Source organism: Spirosoma oryzae (assembly GCF_003002825.1).
GTDB lineage: Bacteria > Bacteroidota > Bacteroidia > Cytophagales > Spirosomataceae > Spirosoma > Spirosoma oryzae.
Genome location: NZ_PVTE01000004.1, coordinates 212,939 through 229,195, shown reverse-complemented (window position 1 = coordinate 229,195; position 16,257 = coordinate 212,939). Strand labels below are relative to the sequence as shown.

10 protein-coding genes are annotated in these 16,257 nt (G+C 54.1%); 2 read left to right on the top strand and 8 right to left on the bottom strand.

All coding sequences use genetic code 11. The features are described from left to right. Positions 1-46 precede the first annotated feature (46 nt). Complete coding sequence (locus CLV58_RS06200; protein WP_106136914.1) at positions 47-2,464, top strand: outer membrane beta-barrel protein; 2,418 nt, start codon at positions 47-49, stop codon at positions 2,462-2,464. A gap of 139 nt (positions 2,465-2,603) precedes the next feature. On the opposite strand, the gene CLV58_RS06195 is transcribed toward CLV58_RS06200, so the two are convergent. Both CLV58_RS06195 and CLV58_RS06190 read right to left on the bottom strand, forming a co-directional pair. Further along, positions 2,604-3,989: a thioredoxin family protein gene (locus CLV58_RS06195; RefSeq protein ID WP_170108654.1), complete on the bottom strand. Its 1,386-nt coding sequence runs from the start codon at positions 3,987-3,989 to the stop codon at positions 2,604-2,606. 263 nt (positions 3,990-4,252) lie between these two features. Further along, positions 4,253-5,617: a thioredoxin family protein gene (locus CLV58_RS06190; protein ID WP_106136912.1), complete on the bottom strand. Its 1,365-nt coding sequence runs from the start codon at positions 5,615-5,617 to the stop codon at positions 4,253-4,255. Between the two features lie 138 nt (positions 5,618-5,755). Between CLV58_RS06190 and CLV58_RS06185 the strand changes: the two genes are divergently transcribed. Beyond that, positions 5,756-7,603, top strand: a complete 1,848-nt coding sequence (locus CLV58_RS06185) for an ABC transporter ATP-binding protein (RefSeq protein ID WP_106137008.1) — start codon at positions 5,756-5,758, stop codon at positions 7,601-7,603. Between the two features lie 217 nt (positions 7,604-7,820). Here CLV58_RS06185 and CLV58_RS06180 read toward each other — a convergent pair whose 3' ends face one another. The 6 genes from CLV58_RS06180 to CLV58_RS06155 form a co-directional block, all read right to left on the bottom strand. Then, the gene (locus CLV58_RS06180; protein WP_106136911.1) at positions 7,821-8,354 is read right to left on the bottom strand and encodes a ferritin; all 534 of its coding nucleotides are present in this window, start codon (positions 8,352-8,354) and stop codon (positions 7,821-7,823) included. A 109-nt stretch (positions 8,355-8,463) separates the two neighbouring features. Next, on the bottom strand, positions 8,464-8,832 hold the full coding sequence (locus CLV58_RS06175) for a hypothetical protein (RefSeq protein WP_245882234.1): 369 nt from the start codon (positions 8,830-8,832) through the stop codon (positions 8,464-8,466). 114 nt (positions 8,833-8,946) lie between these two features. Beyond that, positions 8,947-10,092, bottom strand: coding sequence for a PepSY-associated TM helix domain-containing protein (locus CLV58_RS06170; protein ID WP_106136909.1), 1,146 nt, complete (start codon positions 10,090-10,092; stop codon positions 8,947-8,949). Between the two features lie 102 nt (positions 10,093-10,194). Continuing rightward, positions 10,195-12,669, bottom strand: a complete 2,475-nt coding sequence (locus tag CLV58_RS06165; RefSeq protein WP_106136908.1) for a TonB-dependent receptor — start codon at positions 12,667-12,669, stop codon at positions 10,195-10,197. A 236-nt stretch (positions 12,670-12,905) separates the two neighbouring features. After that, positions 12,906-14,336, bottom strand: coding sequence for an amino acid permease (locus tag CLV58_RS06160; protein ID WP_106136907.1), 1,431 nt, complete (start codon positions 14,334-14,336; stop codon positions 12,906-12,908). Between the two features lie 106 nt (positions 14,337-14,442). Then, positions 14,443-16,254 carry a glycoside hydrolase family 9 protein gene (locus tag CLV58_RS06155; RefSeq protein WP_106137007.1) on the bottom strand — a complete coding sequence of 604 codons (1,812 nt, stop codon included), beginning with the start codon at positions 16,252-16,254 and terminating at the stop codon, positions 14,443-14,445. Positions 16,255-16,257 lie beyond the last annotated feature (3 nt).

Here is a 16,257-nt window from a genome sequence, read left to right as displayed (position 1 = left end):
AAAGGCGAATAGCCTATTTTGGCAATTCGTCAAAAAGTCCACCTCTATGTTCATCCGTTCTACCAATTTAGTAATTATCCTTTGTTTACTTGCTGTACGAGCGCTGTCGCAGCCGGTTCCGCTTCGGGTTCGCGTGCAGGACAAGCAGACACAACCCGTTATCGGGGCTACGCTTCGCCTGACCGATCCTGCCGACACGACGCGCCAACTGTACGAAATTACCGATACGCTGGGCCTGGCAACGTTTCAAGGCACAATAAAGAAAAACTACTGGCTCACGGCAACATCGGTGGGATTCAAGCCTGTACGTAAACTCGTACAACCGGGGCCGACGGTGCAGACGATCAAGCTGGAAACCGACAACATCACGCTTCAGGGCGTATCCGTGACAGCGGCAAAACCATTGGTAAAACAGGAAGATGACAAGACGATCGTTGATCCGGAGCCAATTGCTGCTACCAGTACGAGTGCTTACGAGATCATGGAGAAAACACCGGGCGTATTCTTGGACCCCGACGGCAACGTATACCTGAGCAGCACAACGCCCGCGACGATTTATATCAACGGACGTGAGCAAAAAATGAGTGCGTCGGATATCGCATCGATTCTGAAAAGTCTACCGCCGAATAGCATCAGTCGAATCGAGATTCTGCGGACGCCATCAGCGCGTTACGATGCCAGTGGCAGTGGGGGTGTGGTCAATATCGTTTTGAAAAAAGGGGTTAACATCGGGCTGACTGGTTCGGCCAACGTGGGCTTCAATCAGGGTCGATTTGGCAATCAGTTCGCGGGCGTTACGATCAATAGCACGAAGAATCGGCGCACGGCGTATCTGAACCTTAACGTTACGAATCGTAACAGCTACGAGCAGATTCAGACCAACCGCCGTTTCGCGCCCGACTCGATACTCCGGCAGGACGCGTACACGACTTACCCCGGACAGAATTATTATGTCGGTTACGGCCTTGGCTTCGAATTGTCGCGCCGGTGGGACATCAATGTCGACGGGCGGTTTTCGTGGAATCAGGCCAATTCCGAGGCTACAAACGAGAACATGATCAGCGCGTTCAACAACGCAGCCAGTCGGGGGACCAGTGCAGAGCAACTCGTTTCCGATAACCTGAACACCGTCGACAACCGGAGTCGTATTTTATCTTTCAATCAGGGATTTACGACGCGGTTCAAACTGGACACCGTCGGCTCCGAACTGACTACCGACGTGTCGTACAATTTCATCGGGACGCGTGGCCTGCAGGACTTCTCGACGCAATACATGCAGCCGCAGCGTCAGACGACGATCGGCGATGGGTCGTTCACCAACCAGCGGCATCTCATAGCGGCTCAGGCCGACCTGAAATACAAGCCAATCCCCACGCTGACGCTGGAAACGGGGGCCAAAACCACCGTGCAACGGTTTACCAGCGACGCAGCTTATTTCAACCTTGTCGGGCAGAACCGCCTGCCCAGCCAGGCCCGGACCAACCAGTATAATTACTACGAAAATATCAATGCCGTTTACGTACAGGCGTCCAAACCGTTTGGCTCATTTTTGCTGAAAGGGGGTGTTCGTCTAGAGAATACGAACATGGACGGGCAGCAATACGTACCAGCGGATACGGCGTTTAAAATCCGTCGGACCGACTTGTTTCCGTACGTGTTTCTAAGCCGTAAACTGGTCGAGATTGCAGGCTATGAACTGCGGACGTATCTCGTTTATCGCCGGTCGATTACCCGTCCGGCCTACGAGTACCTGAATCCGTTCGCGCAGTATGTCGATCAGTATTTGTATCAGTCCGGAAACCCCGGCCTGCGTCCGCAGTTCACCGAAAACTTCGAGGCTAATATCAGCGTCGAGGATCGGCCACTGTTTGCCATCGGGCGTAATTACACCCGCGATATTTTTACCAGCGTCGTTTATCAGGACCCCGCCAATCGCAGTATCGCCTATCGCACCTACGACAACCTGGGCAGTAACCGGGAAACGTACTTCCGGCTGATGGGGGTTCTGCCGCCTGTTGGGCGCTACTTTTTCATACTCGGCACGCAGTATAACCACAATGACTACACCGGCGTATACGAGGGAAAACCGCTGAATTTTCAGCGGGGGAGCTGGTCGATTTTTACGTTTCACTCATTCAAAATCGACAAACGTTCGACGGCAACGCTGAACGCCTTCTTTCGAACCAAAGGTCAGTTGCAATTCTACGAACTGGGCAACTTTGGCGCGCTGAACCTGAGCGTAAACCGGAAATTCATGCGTGACAAGCTGATGGTGACGCTGACAGCCAACGACCTGCTATTCACCAACTACTACCAGTTCACGCTGCAACAGGGAAGCGTTTCGGCCGACGGACTTCGCCGGAACGACACGCGCCGATTCGGTATGACGGTCCGGTATAATTTTGGCCTGAAAAAGCGCGAAGAACGAACCAACATGTTCAACGTCGACACGCCCGCACAGTAAACAGAAAAAGCCCGCTGACGAATCAGCGGGCTTTTTTTGTTATGCTGACGATAGGAAGCATCTTCGGGAACTGAAAACAGATACTGGTCAGAAGGTGCTTCCTGCCGTCAATACGACAAAAAGTAACAGCAGGTAAAGGCTACTTTTTCATATCCGCGAGTTCCTTCTCGTAGTTCGCTGCATCTTCACCAGCGGCTTTTGCTTTGTCGATGGCCTCCTGCTCAATCTTGACGGCTTCAGCTTTGCGGCCCAGTTTGTCGAGCAGGTGTGCGTAGGTGTCCAGATACATCGGCACGCGTTTATAGTCGAGCGACTTGGCCGACCAGGTCAGCGCCTGGCTCATGTCCTGTTTGTCAGGCATGTTTTTGTAGTAACTCCAGGCTATATCGTTCAGCCTGTCGGCAATACGGTTTGTTTCGGTGTGCCGAATGAATGCATCATATTTCTTGAAGTCGTCACTTTTCTTAACTGAATCGGGCATCGTCTCCGCTTGTTGCTGAAATTGGCGATAGCCTCGTTCGTCACGTGCTTTGACCGAATCGGCCGGAACAGTCATCAGTTTGGCAACCTCAGCCAAAACCACCGGGCGGAACTTGTCGTAGTTCTTGGTTTTTAAATAAAAAGTCCGGCGGTACGATTCAGCTATTTTTGTTGCTATGTCTGCTGGAAGTGCCTCACTACGAGCGACTTCCAGATAGGCTACGTTATTGCGAATGACGTCATCGACTAACTGCTCGTTCTCGGTCGCGATTGCCTGACTAAACAAGTCCTGGTTCATCGTGAATACGCCATGACCTATTTTATTACGAAGCTCCATTACGGCCGGGTCTTCTACAGCCTTCAATTGGGCCAGTCGCTGACTGAGTAAACCCAGTGCTACTTTGTTGTACCGTTTGGCATTACCGCTGATGATGAAAAGATTTTTGTCAGACGACCAGTCTGCCTGCGGAATTTTACCGAGGTATACGTCCAGCGCATCGCTATCCGGCATATCGACCATCGCTCGTTTCGTCAGGTAAGTGGACAGAAATGGGACGTCACGCTTGCCGGCCGCGTAGTCTTTTTGCATCGCTTCCAGTGTAACGGGCTCATTTGCGGCACCAATCGCCTTTTCGGCTTCCTGTAGCATACCGTCGACACCACCGTAGCCTTCAGATCGGTGAAGTAGTGTGCCCTCGGTTGAGACATACAGGGAGGTTGGGTAAGCACGGACCGCGTAACGTCGGGCTATCTCAACACCTTCACCTTTCTCCGCGTCGATTTGGTAGCTGATAAAGCTGGTGTTGAATTTCTCGCCGACCTTGGGATTAGGGAAGGCTTCTCTTGCCATCACTTTGCAGGGGCCGCACCAACTGGTATATACGTCGATAAACACTGGCTTATTCTGCCGCTTGGCCTCCGCCAGTAAGGCCTTCCAGGAGCCGGTAAAGAACTTGATACCCGACGGTTCGTCGGTACGAGAAGCGCCCGTAACCTGGGCTACTACAGCTAAACAAAAGCTGACCCAAATCAGAAATGTTCGCATGAGATGTGTGGTTTTGCTAGAGGACATTAAAACGTTTTAATGTCAATTAAAGGACAAAAAATAGTACGATATAGTTTTCGCACGGCGATATACTTTACGGCTTGGTATTCAGTGGGTTTCGACTGGGATAGCGTAGGAATGGGCGGTACGCATCGACCCGGAAAGCGAACGCTACAGTCCATAAAAAAAGCCCGCTGACGAATCAGGGGGCTTTTACCAGACCTGAACGGTTTCTGAAACCGTTCAGGTCTTCAGCGGGGATACTATTTCTGTTTCATCTCAGCGAGTCCTTTCTCGTAGTCCGCTGCATCATTGCCAGCGGCCTTTGTCTTATCGACGGCTTCCTGCTCAATCTTAATAGCTTCAGCTTTACGGCCCAGCTTGGCGAGCAGGTGCGCATAGGTGTCCAGATACATCGGCGCGCGTTTGTAGTCGAGCGACTTGGCCGACCAGGCCAGCGCCTGGGTCAGATCCTGTTTGTCGGGCATATTCTCGTAGTACGTCCACGCCAAGTTGTTTAGGCCCATCGCGATACGTTCCGTTTCAGCGTTTTGCATACTGATAGCGTACTTTTTGAAGTTGTCGCTATTTTTAACCGAATCGGGCATCATTGCCGTCTGCTGCTGAAACCGCTTGTAGTTCAGTTCATCCCGTAATTTAACGGAATCGGCAGGCGTGTTCATCAGTTTTGTCGCTTCCGCTACAGCAAAAGGGCGGTACTTGTCGTAGTTCTTGATTTGCTGATAGAATCGCATACGCTGACTATCGGCGGCTTGTTTCAGCATGGCTTCCGGCTGTGGGCGCATGGCGTTCATAAACGCTGCATTGTGCTGAATCGTCTGGTCCAGCAGGGCTTCGTCTTTTCGCTGGACTGCCTGCCGGAAATCGTTTTGTGTCGCTTTTTGCAGGGCCATCATCATCGGACGACCGGCTGGCGACATCCGGGCCGATGGTAGCCGGCCAAGCAGAAAATCGAACCCCTTTGCGTTGGCAGAGGTCAGGTTACCTATGATAATGTCGACGTTGCGGTCCGATGACCAGTCTGATTCCGGAACGGCTTTGAGGTAAACGTCGAGCGCTTCACTGTTGGGCATACCGATCTTGGCGCGTTTTTGCAGGTAAGTAGCCAGAAAGTCCGTGTCGCGTTTACCGTCGGCGAACTGCTTGTCCAGTTCGCTGATCGAACTACTCTCTTTGCTGGAGAGCAATGCTTTCTCCGCTTCGTCCATCATGCCTTTGATACCGCCGTAGCCAACTGCCCGGTGAATAAGGTCACCACTGGCTGATACGTAAAGGGACGTGGGATACGCGTCGACGGCGTATTTCTTGGCTACATCGATACCTTCGCCTTTTTCAGCATCGATCTGATAGCTGATGAAACTAGTGTTGAACTTCTCTCCAACCTTGGGGTTGGGGAAGGCTTCTTTCGCCATCAATTTGCAGGGGCCGCACCAGGTCGTGTAGATGTCGACAAACACCGGTTTGTTCTGCCGTTTGGCTTCGGCCAGTACTTCTTTCCAGGAGCCGGTAAAGAATTTGATGCCGGTGGGATCTTCGGCGCGGGCTGTGGCCGCAACGGTAGCCGTGAGGGCCAGACAGATACTCAGCCAGAGTAGGACGGTTTTCATAATAGGGGGTTGATTTGGCGTGATAATACCTAAGTCATTGTGTATGGGTCAAAAGGTACGAAGAATGCATAAACTATCAATATAGTTGGTAGTAAAAGTCGCTGAACTAATCCCTTATAGCCCTTGTCTACTATGTATATGGCAAGACAAAATAAAACAACAAATTCGACTGATAAAGAAGATGTTAGCTGGCGTGAACGGTTCGCAGCCCTCGGAAATTTACCCGCCTTTTTTCGGCTGGTCTGGCAGGCATCGCCGGGCCTGTTTATTGGTAACGTACTGCTCCGGCTTATTCGGGCCGCCATTCCGGCAACGACGCTCTACGTTGGTAAACTGATTATCGATCAGGTCGTGCAGTTGAGCGGCCAAAGTGGTCCGGCAGATACGACGCAGCTCTGGTGGCTGGTCGGGGCTGAGTTTGCGCTGGCGGTACTGTCGACTGGTATCGGGCGGGCCGTGTCGTTGATCGACGGATTGTTGGGCGATCTGCTGGCGAACCGTATTTCCGTTCAGCTTATGGAACACGCGGCTACGCTCGATCTGGAACAGTTCGAAGATGCTACGTTCTACGACAAACTCGAACGCGCCCGGCGGCAGACGTCAGGCCGGACGGTGCTGCTGTCTGGCGTGTTCGGGCAGGTGCAGGAGTTGATTTCGATTGGTTTTCTGGGCGCTGGTCTGGCGGTGTACAACCCCTGGTTGCTGTTGCTGATTCTGGTGGCCGTAACGCCGTCGTTTATCGGCGACAATTACTTCAATCAGCGTAGCTATTCGCTGTCGCGCTCCTGGACCCCCGAACGGCGCGAACTCGATTACCTGCGTTACGTCGGCGCGAGTGACGAAACGGCTAAGGAAGTCAAGATCTTCGGGCTGTCCGGTTTTCTGGTCGACCGGTTTCGTACGCTCTCCACCGATTTCTTTCAACAGAATAAAAAGCTGGCGATCAGCCGGGCGGGCTGGGGCGTGTTGCTGACCGGTCTGGGTACGGCTGGCTATTACGGCGCTTATGTCTGGATCGTACTACGGGCCGTAACGGGGCAGATTTCGCTGGGCGATCTGACGTTTCTGGCGGGTTCGTTCCGGCAGGTCCGGTCGTCGCTCGAAGGTATCCTGCTTCAGTTCAGCAGTCTGACCCAGGAAGCCATCTACTTGCAGGATCTGTTCGACTACTTCGCGATCAAACCACTAATTCATTCGCCCAGGACGACGCGTCCGTTTCCCAGTCCGATTCGGGAAGGATTCACGTTCGAGAACGTTGGTTTCAAATACGCCAACAGCGCGGATCGATGGGCACTGCGCAACCTGAGTTTTACCTTGCAGGCGGGTGAGAAGCTGGCGCTGGTCGGCGAAAACGGGGCGGGTAAAACGACCCTGGTCAAATTATTAGCCCGGCTGTATGACCCGACTGAAGGTCGGATTCTGCTCGATGGCTACGACCTGCGCGAGTACGATCTGGACGAGGTACGCCACAACATCGGGGTTATCTTTCAGGACTATACCCGCTTCAAGATGTCGGCCGGGGTAAACATTGCCGTGGGTGATATCGACGAACGAACCAATCAGCCGCGTATCCAACAGTCAGCTGAGCGAAGTCTGGCCGATACGGTCATTGCGAAGCTGTCGGGCGGTTACGATCAGCAACTGGGCCGGTCGTTTGGTAAGGGGGTCGAACTATCGGGCGGGGAGTGGCAGAAGATTGCACTGGGTCGGGCCTACATGCGCGATGCCCAGCTGATTATTCTCGACGAACCAACGGCTGCCCTCGACGCCCGCGCTGAATACGAGGTGTTCCAGCGGTTCGCCCAACTTACCGAAGGCCGATCGTCAGTAATTATCTCGCACCGGTTCAGTACTGTCCGCATGGCCGACCGTATTCTAGTGCTTGAAAATGGGAGTCTACTCGAAATCGGTAGTCACTACGCGCTGCTGGAGAAAGACGGTCGCTACGCCGAACTCTTCGGCCTTCAGGCGAGGGGTTATCAATGAGGTGGTAGTGTTGTTGGGTCTGGTCTTCATTAGTCTTTGCCGCCGTCGACAAGATACCAATGGCTATGGGGATTTAATTTCTACTATCGGAATACGGGTCCAGCTGTCGGGAAACGGAATCGGGATAAGGCGGGAACAAAGATTTTAGCGGACCGTCAGTAAAAAGGCCAGTGACGTTTACAGTCACTGGCCTTCGAACCATAAATGGAGCGTACTATTATTCTCCGAAAGGAGCACCGTCGTACGTGACGCTGGCGAGCTGCTTGTCAAGTTCGAAAATCTGGTCGGCCGGAATCTGATCGAACAGGTCGAGGCAGCGACGCGCTATGTATTCTTCCTCCATCTGCTCTTTCACAAACCACTTCATCAGTTCGTCGGTAGCGAAATCATTCTCCCGGCGACAGATGACGATGATCCGGTTGATCGAATCCGTCACGGCAATTTCCTGTTCCAGCGCACCCTCGAAAACGGCCCGCAACGAGTCGAACTCCTGCTCTACCGCCGGTACTTCGGGCGAATGAGCCGTGCCGCCCTGATCGCTCAGGTAGTGGAAAATTTTCATGGCATGACTACGTTCCTCCTCCGACTGCTTGTAGAAAAAGCCGGCGCTGTAGTCGAAGCCGTTCCGGTCGCACCAGCCTGCCATGGCCAGGTATTTCGACGACGAAACCATTTCCATCTGAATCTGCTGATTCAACGCAAGTTCAACGCTCTCTTTGACCGACGTTCGGAGTCTTACCAGGTCTTTCATACGATAAATAGTTAGTGAATAATTAGCCTCTTGGTACTACCGTAAATAGCGAACAGACTAACCGGTGGATATTAACTGGTGATTGGCGCTAATTTAATAAATCAGTGACTTAGGCAATACTGGTCAGCGAGCAGCCGCATTCGCGGAGCATACTGTTCAGGTCCAGCATGAGCTGCGAGCCGTTGAGCAGTTCGCGTAGATGTATGATCTCGCAGAGTGTCAGCACGTAACAGCGCTCCGAACGAGGGGGCGCAAGAATCTCCACGTCGTACGCTGATCCAGTACTAAGGGCCATTTGCTGCACGTCGATCGTGTTGACCATACGCCGGAACTGAGCGAAGTCACGGGTCGATAGGGCGGTGTGCGTATCCCAAAAGTCGAGAATGAGTCGTTGGGTAGCGTCGCACTGGTAGACAGCCCCTCTTTCGGTTCGAAAAATCTCAACAGCGTGGGCTGACGAAGTTGTACGAGCTGACACGATCATAAATGAGTTCTGGCAAATGGCTAACGAAAGCCAAAAATGCGAATTAGATCAATTCTAAACAAGCTAGTTCAGAAGTTTGTTTGCCAACTCACGATGCCCAGGTAGCGGCTAGGACACCGACATATGTGTGCGCGTCTGCATCGATCGTCTGACGACCCGCTTCGGTTTGTTTCGTTTGCCCCACCAGATATAAAAACCCGTCAGAGGTAAAGTAGTTGTCAGAATGGCAACCAACAGCGCGATGAGCTTGGTGGGCCAGCCAAGCAGACTGCCGGTGTGGATGGGGAAGATGAGTCGGCGGGCTTTGAAGCCTCGTGTCGTTTCGCTGTACAACTGCTGTCCGGTGGATTGCCCGGTTCGATAGTCGAAATACAGCATGTCGACGACATTGCTGACGGCGGCTGTTTCGTCGACTTTGGAGACGGTTAACGACAGACTGTCGGTTTCCGGAAAGATCAGCGTAAAGCGGCCGGGATGGGGCAGGCGCTGATTGGTTTGTACGTACACACGCTCCAGTCGACCCATCGTTGTCATGCCGGCAGCCGATAGATTTACCGGCGCTTCCCGCTTGACCTGCGGCTTTCCGTCGAAGGCTAGAAACAGTAGGTTGTTGACCCACTTATAGCTCCAGATCAACCCCGTTGCCGCAATCAGGAAGATAAACGGCAGTACGTAAAAGCCGACAACGGCGTGTACGTCCCAGGTCAGTCGTTTGGCCGATGCATTCCACTTGATGCGGAAGCGCTGCGAGCAGTTTTTCCGATTGGGCCACCACAAGACCAGCCCCGTCAGCATAATGATCAGAAACAGGCTGCACGAAATGCCCGTAATAACTTTACCGGTTTCGCCGAGACAGAGATAGCGGTGTAGGCGCAATACGGTCGGGAAAAAGGCGTCCTGTTCCTGCCGCGTCGCGACGATTTCACCAGTGTAGGGGTTCAGCGCAACGGCCAGAATGTCTTTCGCTTTCTTGCTTTGTTTCAACTCGACAACGACTGTTCGATCAGCCGCCGATTCCCGGATGACCCGGCTGATTTTCTTGTCGGGAAAGGTTGTACTAATCGTCTCGACCAAAGCATCGAGCGACTGTCGATGCCCGGCGGCCGGGGGGGATACCATGAAAAAGCGGGGATCGGTCAACGGTTCCAGCTCCTCGCGAAAGACAAGCAGCGAACCCGTCAGGGCCACGATAAACACGACGAGACCGGAGATCAGCCCCAGCCATAGATGCAGTTGTATGGCGACTTTTTTCATGGACGGTAGGTTCACGGTTTACGGTATACAGTTTACGGGTAGCTACCATTCGAGGGAGCGCACCACGGCGGTTACCGTAAACTGTATACCGTAAACCGATCACTAAAATGTATACGATACGGTAGTCAGCAGGTTACGGGGGGCGCCGGGGAACAGGCGCAGGTAATCGTAACCACCTACCCAGTAGGTTGTATTGGTCAGGTTGTTGACGTTGAGCTGAAGCTGAAACTTGTCGATCCGGTAATACGCGGCTGCGTTGAGCAGGGTATAGGCCGGAATCGTCTGGGTATTGTTGAGCGACAGGTTCCGCTGATCGACAAAATTGCCGCCGAAACCAATACCGAATCCTTTTAGGGCCGGGGCCGTGAAGACGTATTTCGTCCACAAGCTACCCTGGTGTTTCGGCGCGTTCGGCTTTTGCAGGTTCACCAGCGCCTGATCGGCTGCCCGCGTACCGGCATCGATAATCTTGGCGTCGTTATAGCTGTAGGTAACAATCAGGTTCCAGTTGGGCCGAATGCTGCCCGTCATATCGAACTCAATGCCCCGCGCCTGTTCCTTACCGATTTGCAGCAGCAGGTTCGGGTTGTCTGTGGCATTGGCCGAGTACAGCGTGTTGCTTTGCGTGATGTTGTAGAGGGCCAGGTTGGCAACCAGTCGGCCGTCGAGCCATTCGGCTTTCAGTCCTACCTCGGCCAGGCTACTGCGGATCGGATCGAACGGCCCGCCCGACAGCGGGTCGCTCTGCGTGGTGGCGTCCTGCGGGTTATAGCCTTTGGTGTAGGTACCGTACGCGTTTATGTTCGGCGTCAGCGTGTAGACCGCGCCAATGCGGGGGAGGACTGCGTGTTGCATGACGTTTGTTTCCGACGGAGTCGTGTACCCTTTTCGATCGATGTACGTGTCGATGCGCAGACCCAGCAGGAGTTGCAGTCGATTGATTTTCAGCTGCTCCTGAGCGTAGATACCGTGTAGTGAATAGAAAGACGCCGACGTCGAATTGTTAGTAACGGCCGCATAGGTATACTTCGTCGGGTCTTCGAGAATATTGTTTTGCAGCGTCAGGTCGTACGAGGGCACGTTGGGCCGGGGGATACTGCGGCTGATGCCGTTGTTGGTATAGGTGTAGAACTGGTACAGGTCGGGTCGTTTGGCGTTGTAGGCCGCAGCCCCGCCCGATTTGAGCAGGTAGCCGCTCGCCGTCTGCTGACCAGCCCCTTTTGGCGTCGACGACTGAATGTAATCGTACCCGACAACCAGTTTGTGTTCTGTCCGGCCGAGCGTGGCGGTATGATTGAGGAACACCGACAGGTTATCCATGAACGATTTGGTTTGCCGTACAAAAACCTGACGGGCGACCAGGTTATCGATGGCTTTACCGGCTGAATCGACGGCGTTGACGTTGCTGCTGCGGTGTTCGAGCAGGTCTTCCGAATAGCCGGTCCGCAGGTGCGCCAGATTGATCGAGGTGCGGGGACTGAACTGATGATTGATCGAAGTTGTGATCAAATACGTGTCCTGTTTCAGGTAATCGTTGACGGCATTGAGCGCGGTCGCGATGGAGCTCGAATACAAGTCATTGCCCCGTACCGATTGCCCCCGGTCGAGCCGGCTGTTCGATTTGTTGTAGACCAGGTCGACATTGATGCGGGTACGCTCGCTGGGTAGAAACGACACCGACGGGGCAACGATCAGGTTTTTGTCGAACTGAAGATTGCGGAACGATTGCGCGTCGACATAGCCCAGGTTCAGTCGATACAGCAGCGTTTTCGCGTCGTTCATCGGACCGGTAAAATCGGCCAGCAGGCGGGTAGTGTTGAAACTGCCGGTCGAAAATTGCAGTGATTTTTGTGGCGTTGCCAGCGGCTTTTTCGTCACGCGGTTGATCGTGCCGCCCGGTGAGCTGTTGCCGTACAACGCCGATGCCGCACCCTTGATAACCTCGACTCGTTCCAGGTAATTGACCGGCGATTGTTTCCAGAAACCAGTGAAGGTGCGCAGGCCATTGAACAACTGTGTCGTGCTGCCGCCGTTCATACGAAAGCCCCGGATCGTGAGGTCGTCGTAGGACGTAAACTGATTGACGCCACTCATGTTTTTGGTCGCTTCGCCAATCGAATACACTCCCTGATCGCTCATCACCTCCTTGGTGACATAGGCGATGGACTGCGGAATATCCTTGAGGGGCGTCGCCGTTTTGCTGGCGATAAACGACACATCGTTTTTGTACAACGTTTCCTTCCGGCCGAAGATTTCGACCGTCTGCAACTGTTGCATCGACTCGCGCAGAAACAGCTTAACGGTGGCTTCCTTGTTCTCGCTGACAGTTACGGTATGCTTGATCGACTGGTAGCCAACCCCCGTAACTACGAGCTGATACGAGCCGGGCTGTAGGTTACTAAACTGAAAATCGCCGGTTGCTGAGGTAGCTGTTCCTTTATCGGTTCCGCCGATCTGCACGTGCGCTGATTCAACCGCTTTGCCAGACTCGTCAGCAACGTGGCCGGTTAGCGTGCCTGTCTGGGCCAGTAGGAGTGTACAACAGCATAGAAGACAAGCCGTAAAAAAATACTTCATTATGAACAGGTTGTGCTGAATGGTAATTGCAGCGCAAAGCTATTCTCTATTTAGATTAATTACAAATAAGTTTTTTGCTTTGATAAGCTATGGTATGTGTAGCTTACAGTGGATAGTAGCCTGACGTAGTATGTAGCCTGGACGTCCACGTCCGGGTGGGCGAGAAGCGACCAATTAAGCAACTGCCTTACACAATTGGCCTGACGGCCACCCGGACGTGGACGTCCAGGCTACACTTATCCCAGCTTACTTTTCTTGCGCCCGTAGGTGTAGTAGATGATGAGGCCAAGTGCCAGCCAGATAATCAGTCGTAACCAGGTTTCACCGGGTAAGGAAATCATCATGACCAGACAGGTCAGAATACCCAGTATCGGTACGACGGGTACCCAGGGAGTGCGGAACGAGCGGGTTGCGTCAGGCTGTTTTCGGCGCAGGATCAGTACGCCCAGACAAACCATCACAAACGCAAGTAAGGTGCCGATACTGGTCATTTCACCGACGACGTTGATGGGAACAAAACCCGCAAACAGGCCGATGAAGACACACAGCAGCAGATTCGATTTCCAGGGGGTGCGGAAACGGGGGTGTACGTCAGAAAACGACTTCGGTAGCAACCCGTCGCGGCTCATCGAGAAAAAGACCCGCGATTGCCCCAGCAAATCGACGAGGATAACGGAGGTATAGCCGATCAGAATGGCACCGATAATAAGCTGACCCAGCCAGCGGTACGGCGTTTTGTCGATGGCAATGGCGACCGGGGCCGCACTGTTTTTGAACTCGGTATAGTTGGCCATACCTGTCATGACGTAGCCGAACAGTACGAACAGAATCGTACAGACAATCAGCGAACCCAGAATACCAATCGGCATGTCGCGTTGTGGCCGTTTGGCTTCCTGCGCCATCGTTGCCACAATGTCGAAGCCGATAAAGACAAAGAAGACAACCCCCGCCCCGCGCAGTACGCCACTCCAGCCGAATTCGCCAAACGTACCGGTGTTGGCCGGAATGTATGGCTGGTAGTTCGCCGGGTCGATGTACTGCCAGCCCAGCGCAATAAACACCAGCACGACCAGCACCTTCAGCGCCACGACGATCGCGTTGAACAGTGCTGACCCCGACGTGCCCCGGATAATAATCGCCGTGATAGCGACGACGATCAGCACGGCGGGTAAGTTGATGAAGCCCGAGACGACGGCACCATCAGCAGCCGTTGCGGTCTCAAAGGGTGACAGCATCAGCTGGGGCGGCAAATGCAGGCTGTAGTAACTCAGAAACCGATTCAGGTACTGCGACCAGCTGATGGCAACGGTTGCCGCGCCTACGGAATATTCCAGCACGAGATCCCAGCCGATAATCCAGGCAAACAGTTCGCCCAGGGTGGCATAGGCGTAGGTATACGCGCTTCCCGACACGGGAACCATGGCCGCGAACTCGGCGTAGCAAAGGGCACTAAACGCACAGCCCACGGCGGCTATGATGAAAGAAAGGGTAACGGCCGGGCCCGCATGGTTGGCGGCTGCGATGCCAGTAAGCGAGAACAAACCGGCTCCGATGATAACGCCAATGCCGATGGCAACGAGGTTAAACGCGCCTAACGATCGTTTCAGGGTGTTCTCGCCACTTTGTGCGGCTTCCTGCCGAAGTAAGTCGAGGGATTTTATACGCATGATAAGGTAATAAACCCGCCGTGGGGATTGGTTCCATGCGTACCGTCGATTTACACTGTTAGCCGGTCCTGACGGCACGGTCTCCCGGCAACAGAATGCATACGACCTATCGGCGTCGTGACCGGCTTTTGGTTGTTTTTGTAGTCCGGCTGTTTGTTGTTTGATCGGCCTGAAGCGCTTCGAGGGCAGTCGTCAGGTACACAAGTGGCGCGTTCCAGTTGATGGCAATTTCGTTAGACGCGTACGAGCAGTCGGCGTCCAGGTAGACTTCGTCGGGGGCGGTGCTGGTATAGCCGGCGCATTTGTCCTGCTGCGTGGCTTGAGCGTTGGTACCGCCTGACAACAGGCCTGGTACAGGTGCTTCGACCCCGTCGGCGACGGACGGACGGTGGTGCGGGTGCAGCGGTGTCTGGGTGCCGAAACCGGTCACGAATGAATAGCCCACGGCGTTACGACCAAGTAGGTAGTCGAGGTTGGACAGGGCACTGCGCAGGTACTGCTTTTTGTTCGGTCCGCTGGTGTATTTGTAGGCAACCAGCAAGGCAATTCCCTGATTAGCAGCTTCGGCACTACTGCCCCAGATGAAGTCGCTGGCGCGCTGACCCATCGCCGTGCCGTAGGCTTGCTGATCGATACCGGTGCTAAAACGATCGGCTAATTCCATGATGTAGCGTTTCACCTGCGGCAGATCGCGTTTGCCGATGGGCGTCAGCGAAGCCGCATTCCGCACCAATGCATAGTAAGCCAGCGTGCGGACCTGCGCCCAGGAGGGGAGTGGGGTTTTCTCGTCGGGAAAGAGCTTGATGGCTTTGTAATAGGTGTCGTCTTTTGTCGTGATATACAGTTCGGTGGCGGCCCAGATCTGCTCGTCGCTGGCGTCTTTATCGCCGTAAGCGCCCGTGACGATATCAGGTTTGTACCGCCTGTTCAGCGCGTCCTGGTCGTAGAGCGCCTTGGGATTCGCACCGGCCCACTGCCACGCCCGTTGTGCCGCCTGTAGGCAGGAATCCGCCAGGCCCGGTAACTGCCGTTCATATGGTTTCAGCACCCGACTGGCCTGCGCCATGACCGCCGTAAAATCGAGCGTCGCCGTAACGCTTTTCTGGACGACATAGCGTGTGGCGGTAGCTTTGTCGGGCATAACCATCCCGTCGAACTTGGCGTTGGTCAATTTGTGGTAAACGCCACCATCCGATGGGTCCTGCATGGTCAGCATCCAGCGCAGATTCCAGAGTGTTTCGTCGAGCAGGTCGGGCAGGGCGTTGTCGCTTTCGGGAATGTTTGTTTTCAGCGCCTTGGCTATCGTCGGAAAGTCTTCCAGCAGCGACAGCAGTGTCCCGACGGTGATGCCCGAGTTGACGATGTACTTGTTGTAATCACCCGCATCGTACCAACCGCCGGGCGACGATATGATGGTGCCTTTGGGGCGGCCGTCGGAAGCCGCAGAGGGGTGTACCTGCACCTGCGTGTCGGGGTGGCCCGCAGCCCGCGCCCACTCGCCCGCAAACTCAGCGGGGAGCGGTGTCGACGCCCGTTGGTAGTAAAAGCCTTTCAGACTACCGGTCGCCAGTGGTCGGTACACGTTGGTTTTGATGGCAAACGGTTCGGTGTAGGTTTCCTTGTCGAGCACGAACACGTACTTGCCTGGTTGGGCCACCGACGAAAAATCAGCCAGCCGCACCGATTTACCCGACAGCGAATCCTTCCGGACGTCCTTCAACTTACCGGTGAAAATGACCCGCTTTCGGTCGGGCGTGGTAATTTTAAACGTTTCGGCCGAATCCGTCAGGACGGCGATTTGCTTAACGGCGTTGGGGTAATAACCGAGTTGATTTAACCGAATAATACTGGGTTGCGACTGACTATGAGCGGTGATACTGACTAGCGAGAGCGAGAGGAGAGACAGAAATCGGGTCATGAA

What these genes read in the sequence shown, in the direction of transcription:
- CLV58_RS06155 (WP_106137007.1), bottom strand. Translation starts at nt 16,254, where the DNA reads ATGACCCGATTTCTGTCTCTCCTCTCGCTCTCGCTAGTCAGTATCACC.
- CLV58_RS06180 (WP_106136911.1), bottom strand. Translation starts at nt 8,354, where the DNA reads ATGAAAGACCTGGTAAGACTCCGAACGTCGGTCAAAGAGAGCGTTGAA.
- CLV58_RS06170 (WP_106136909.1), bottom strand. Translation starts at nt 10,092, where the DNA reads ATGAAAAAAGTCGCCATACAACTGCATCTATGGCTGGGGCTGATCTCC.
- CLV58_RS06200 (WP_106136914.1), top strand. Translation starts at nt 47, where the DNA reads ATGTTCATCCGTTCTACCAATTTAGTAATTATCCTTTGTTTACTTGCT.
- CLV58_RS06195 (WP_170108654.1), bottom strand. Translation starts at nt 3,989, where the DNA reads ATGCGAACATTTCTGATTTGGGTCAGCTTTTGTTTAGCTGTAGTAGCC.
- CLV58_RS06190 (WP_106136912.1), bottom strand. Translation starts at nt 5,617, where the DNA reads ATGAAAACCGTCCTACTCTGGCTGAGTATCTGTCTGGCCCTCACGGCT.
- CLV58_RS06165 (WP_106136908.1), bottom strand. Translation starts at nt 12,669, where the DNA reads ATGAAGTATTTTTTTACGGCTTGTCTTCTATGCTGTTGTACACTCCTA.
- CLV58_RS06185 (WP_106137008.1), top strand. Translation starts at nt 5,756, where the DNA reads ATGGCAAGACAAAATAAAACAACAAATTCGACTGATAAAGAAGATGTT.
- CLV58_RS06160 (WP_106136907.1), bottom strand. Translation starts at nt 14,336, where the DNA reads ATGCGTATAAAATCCCTCGACTTACTTCGGCAGGAAGCCGCACAAAGT.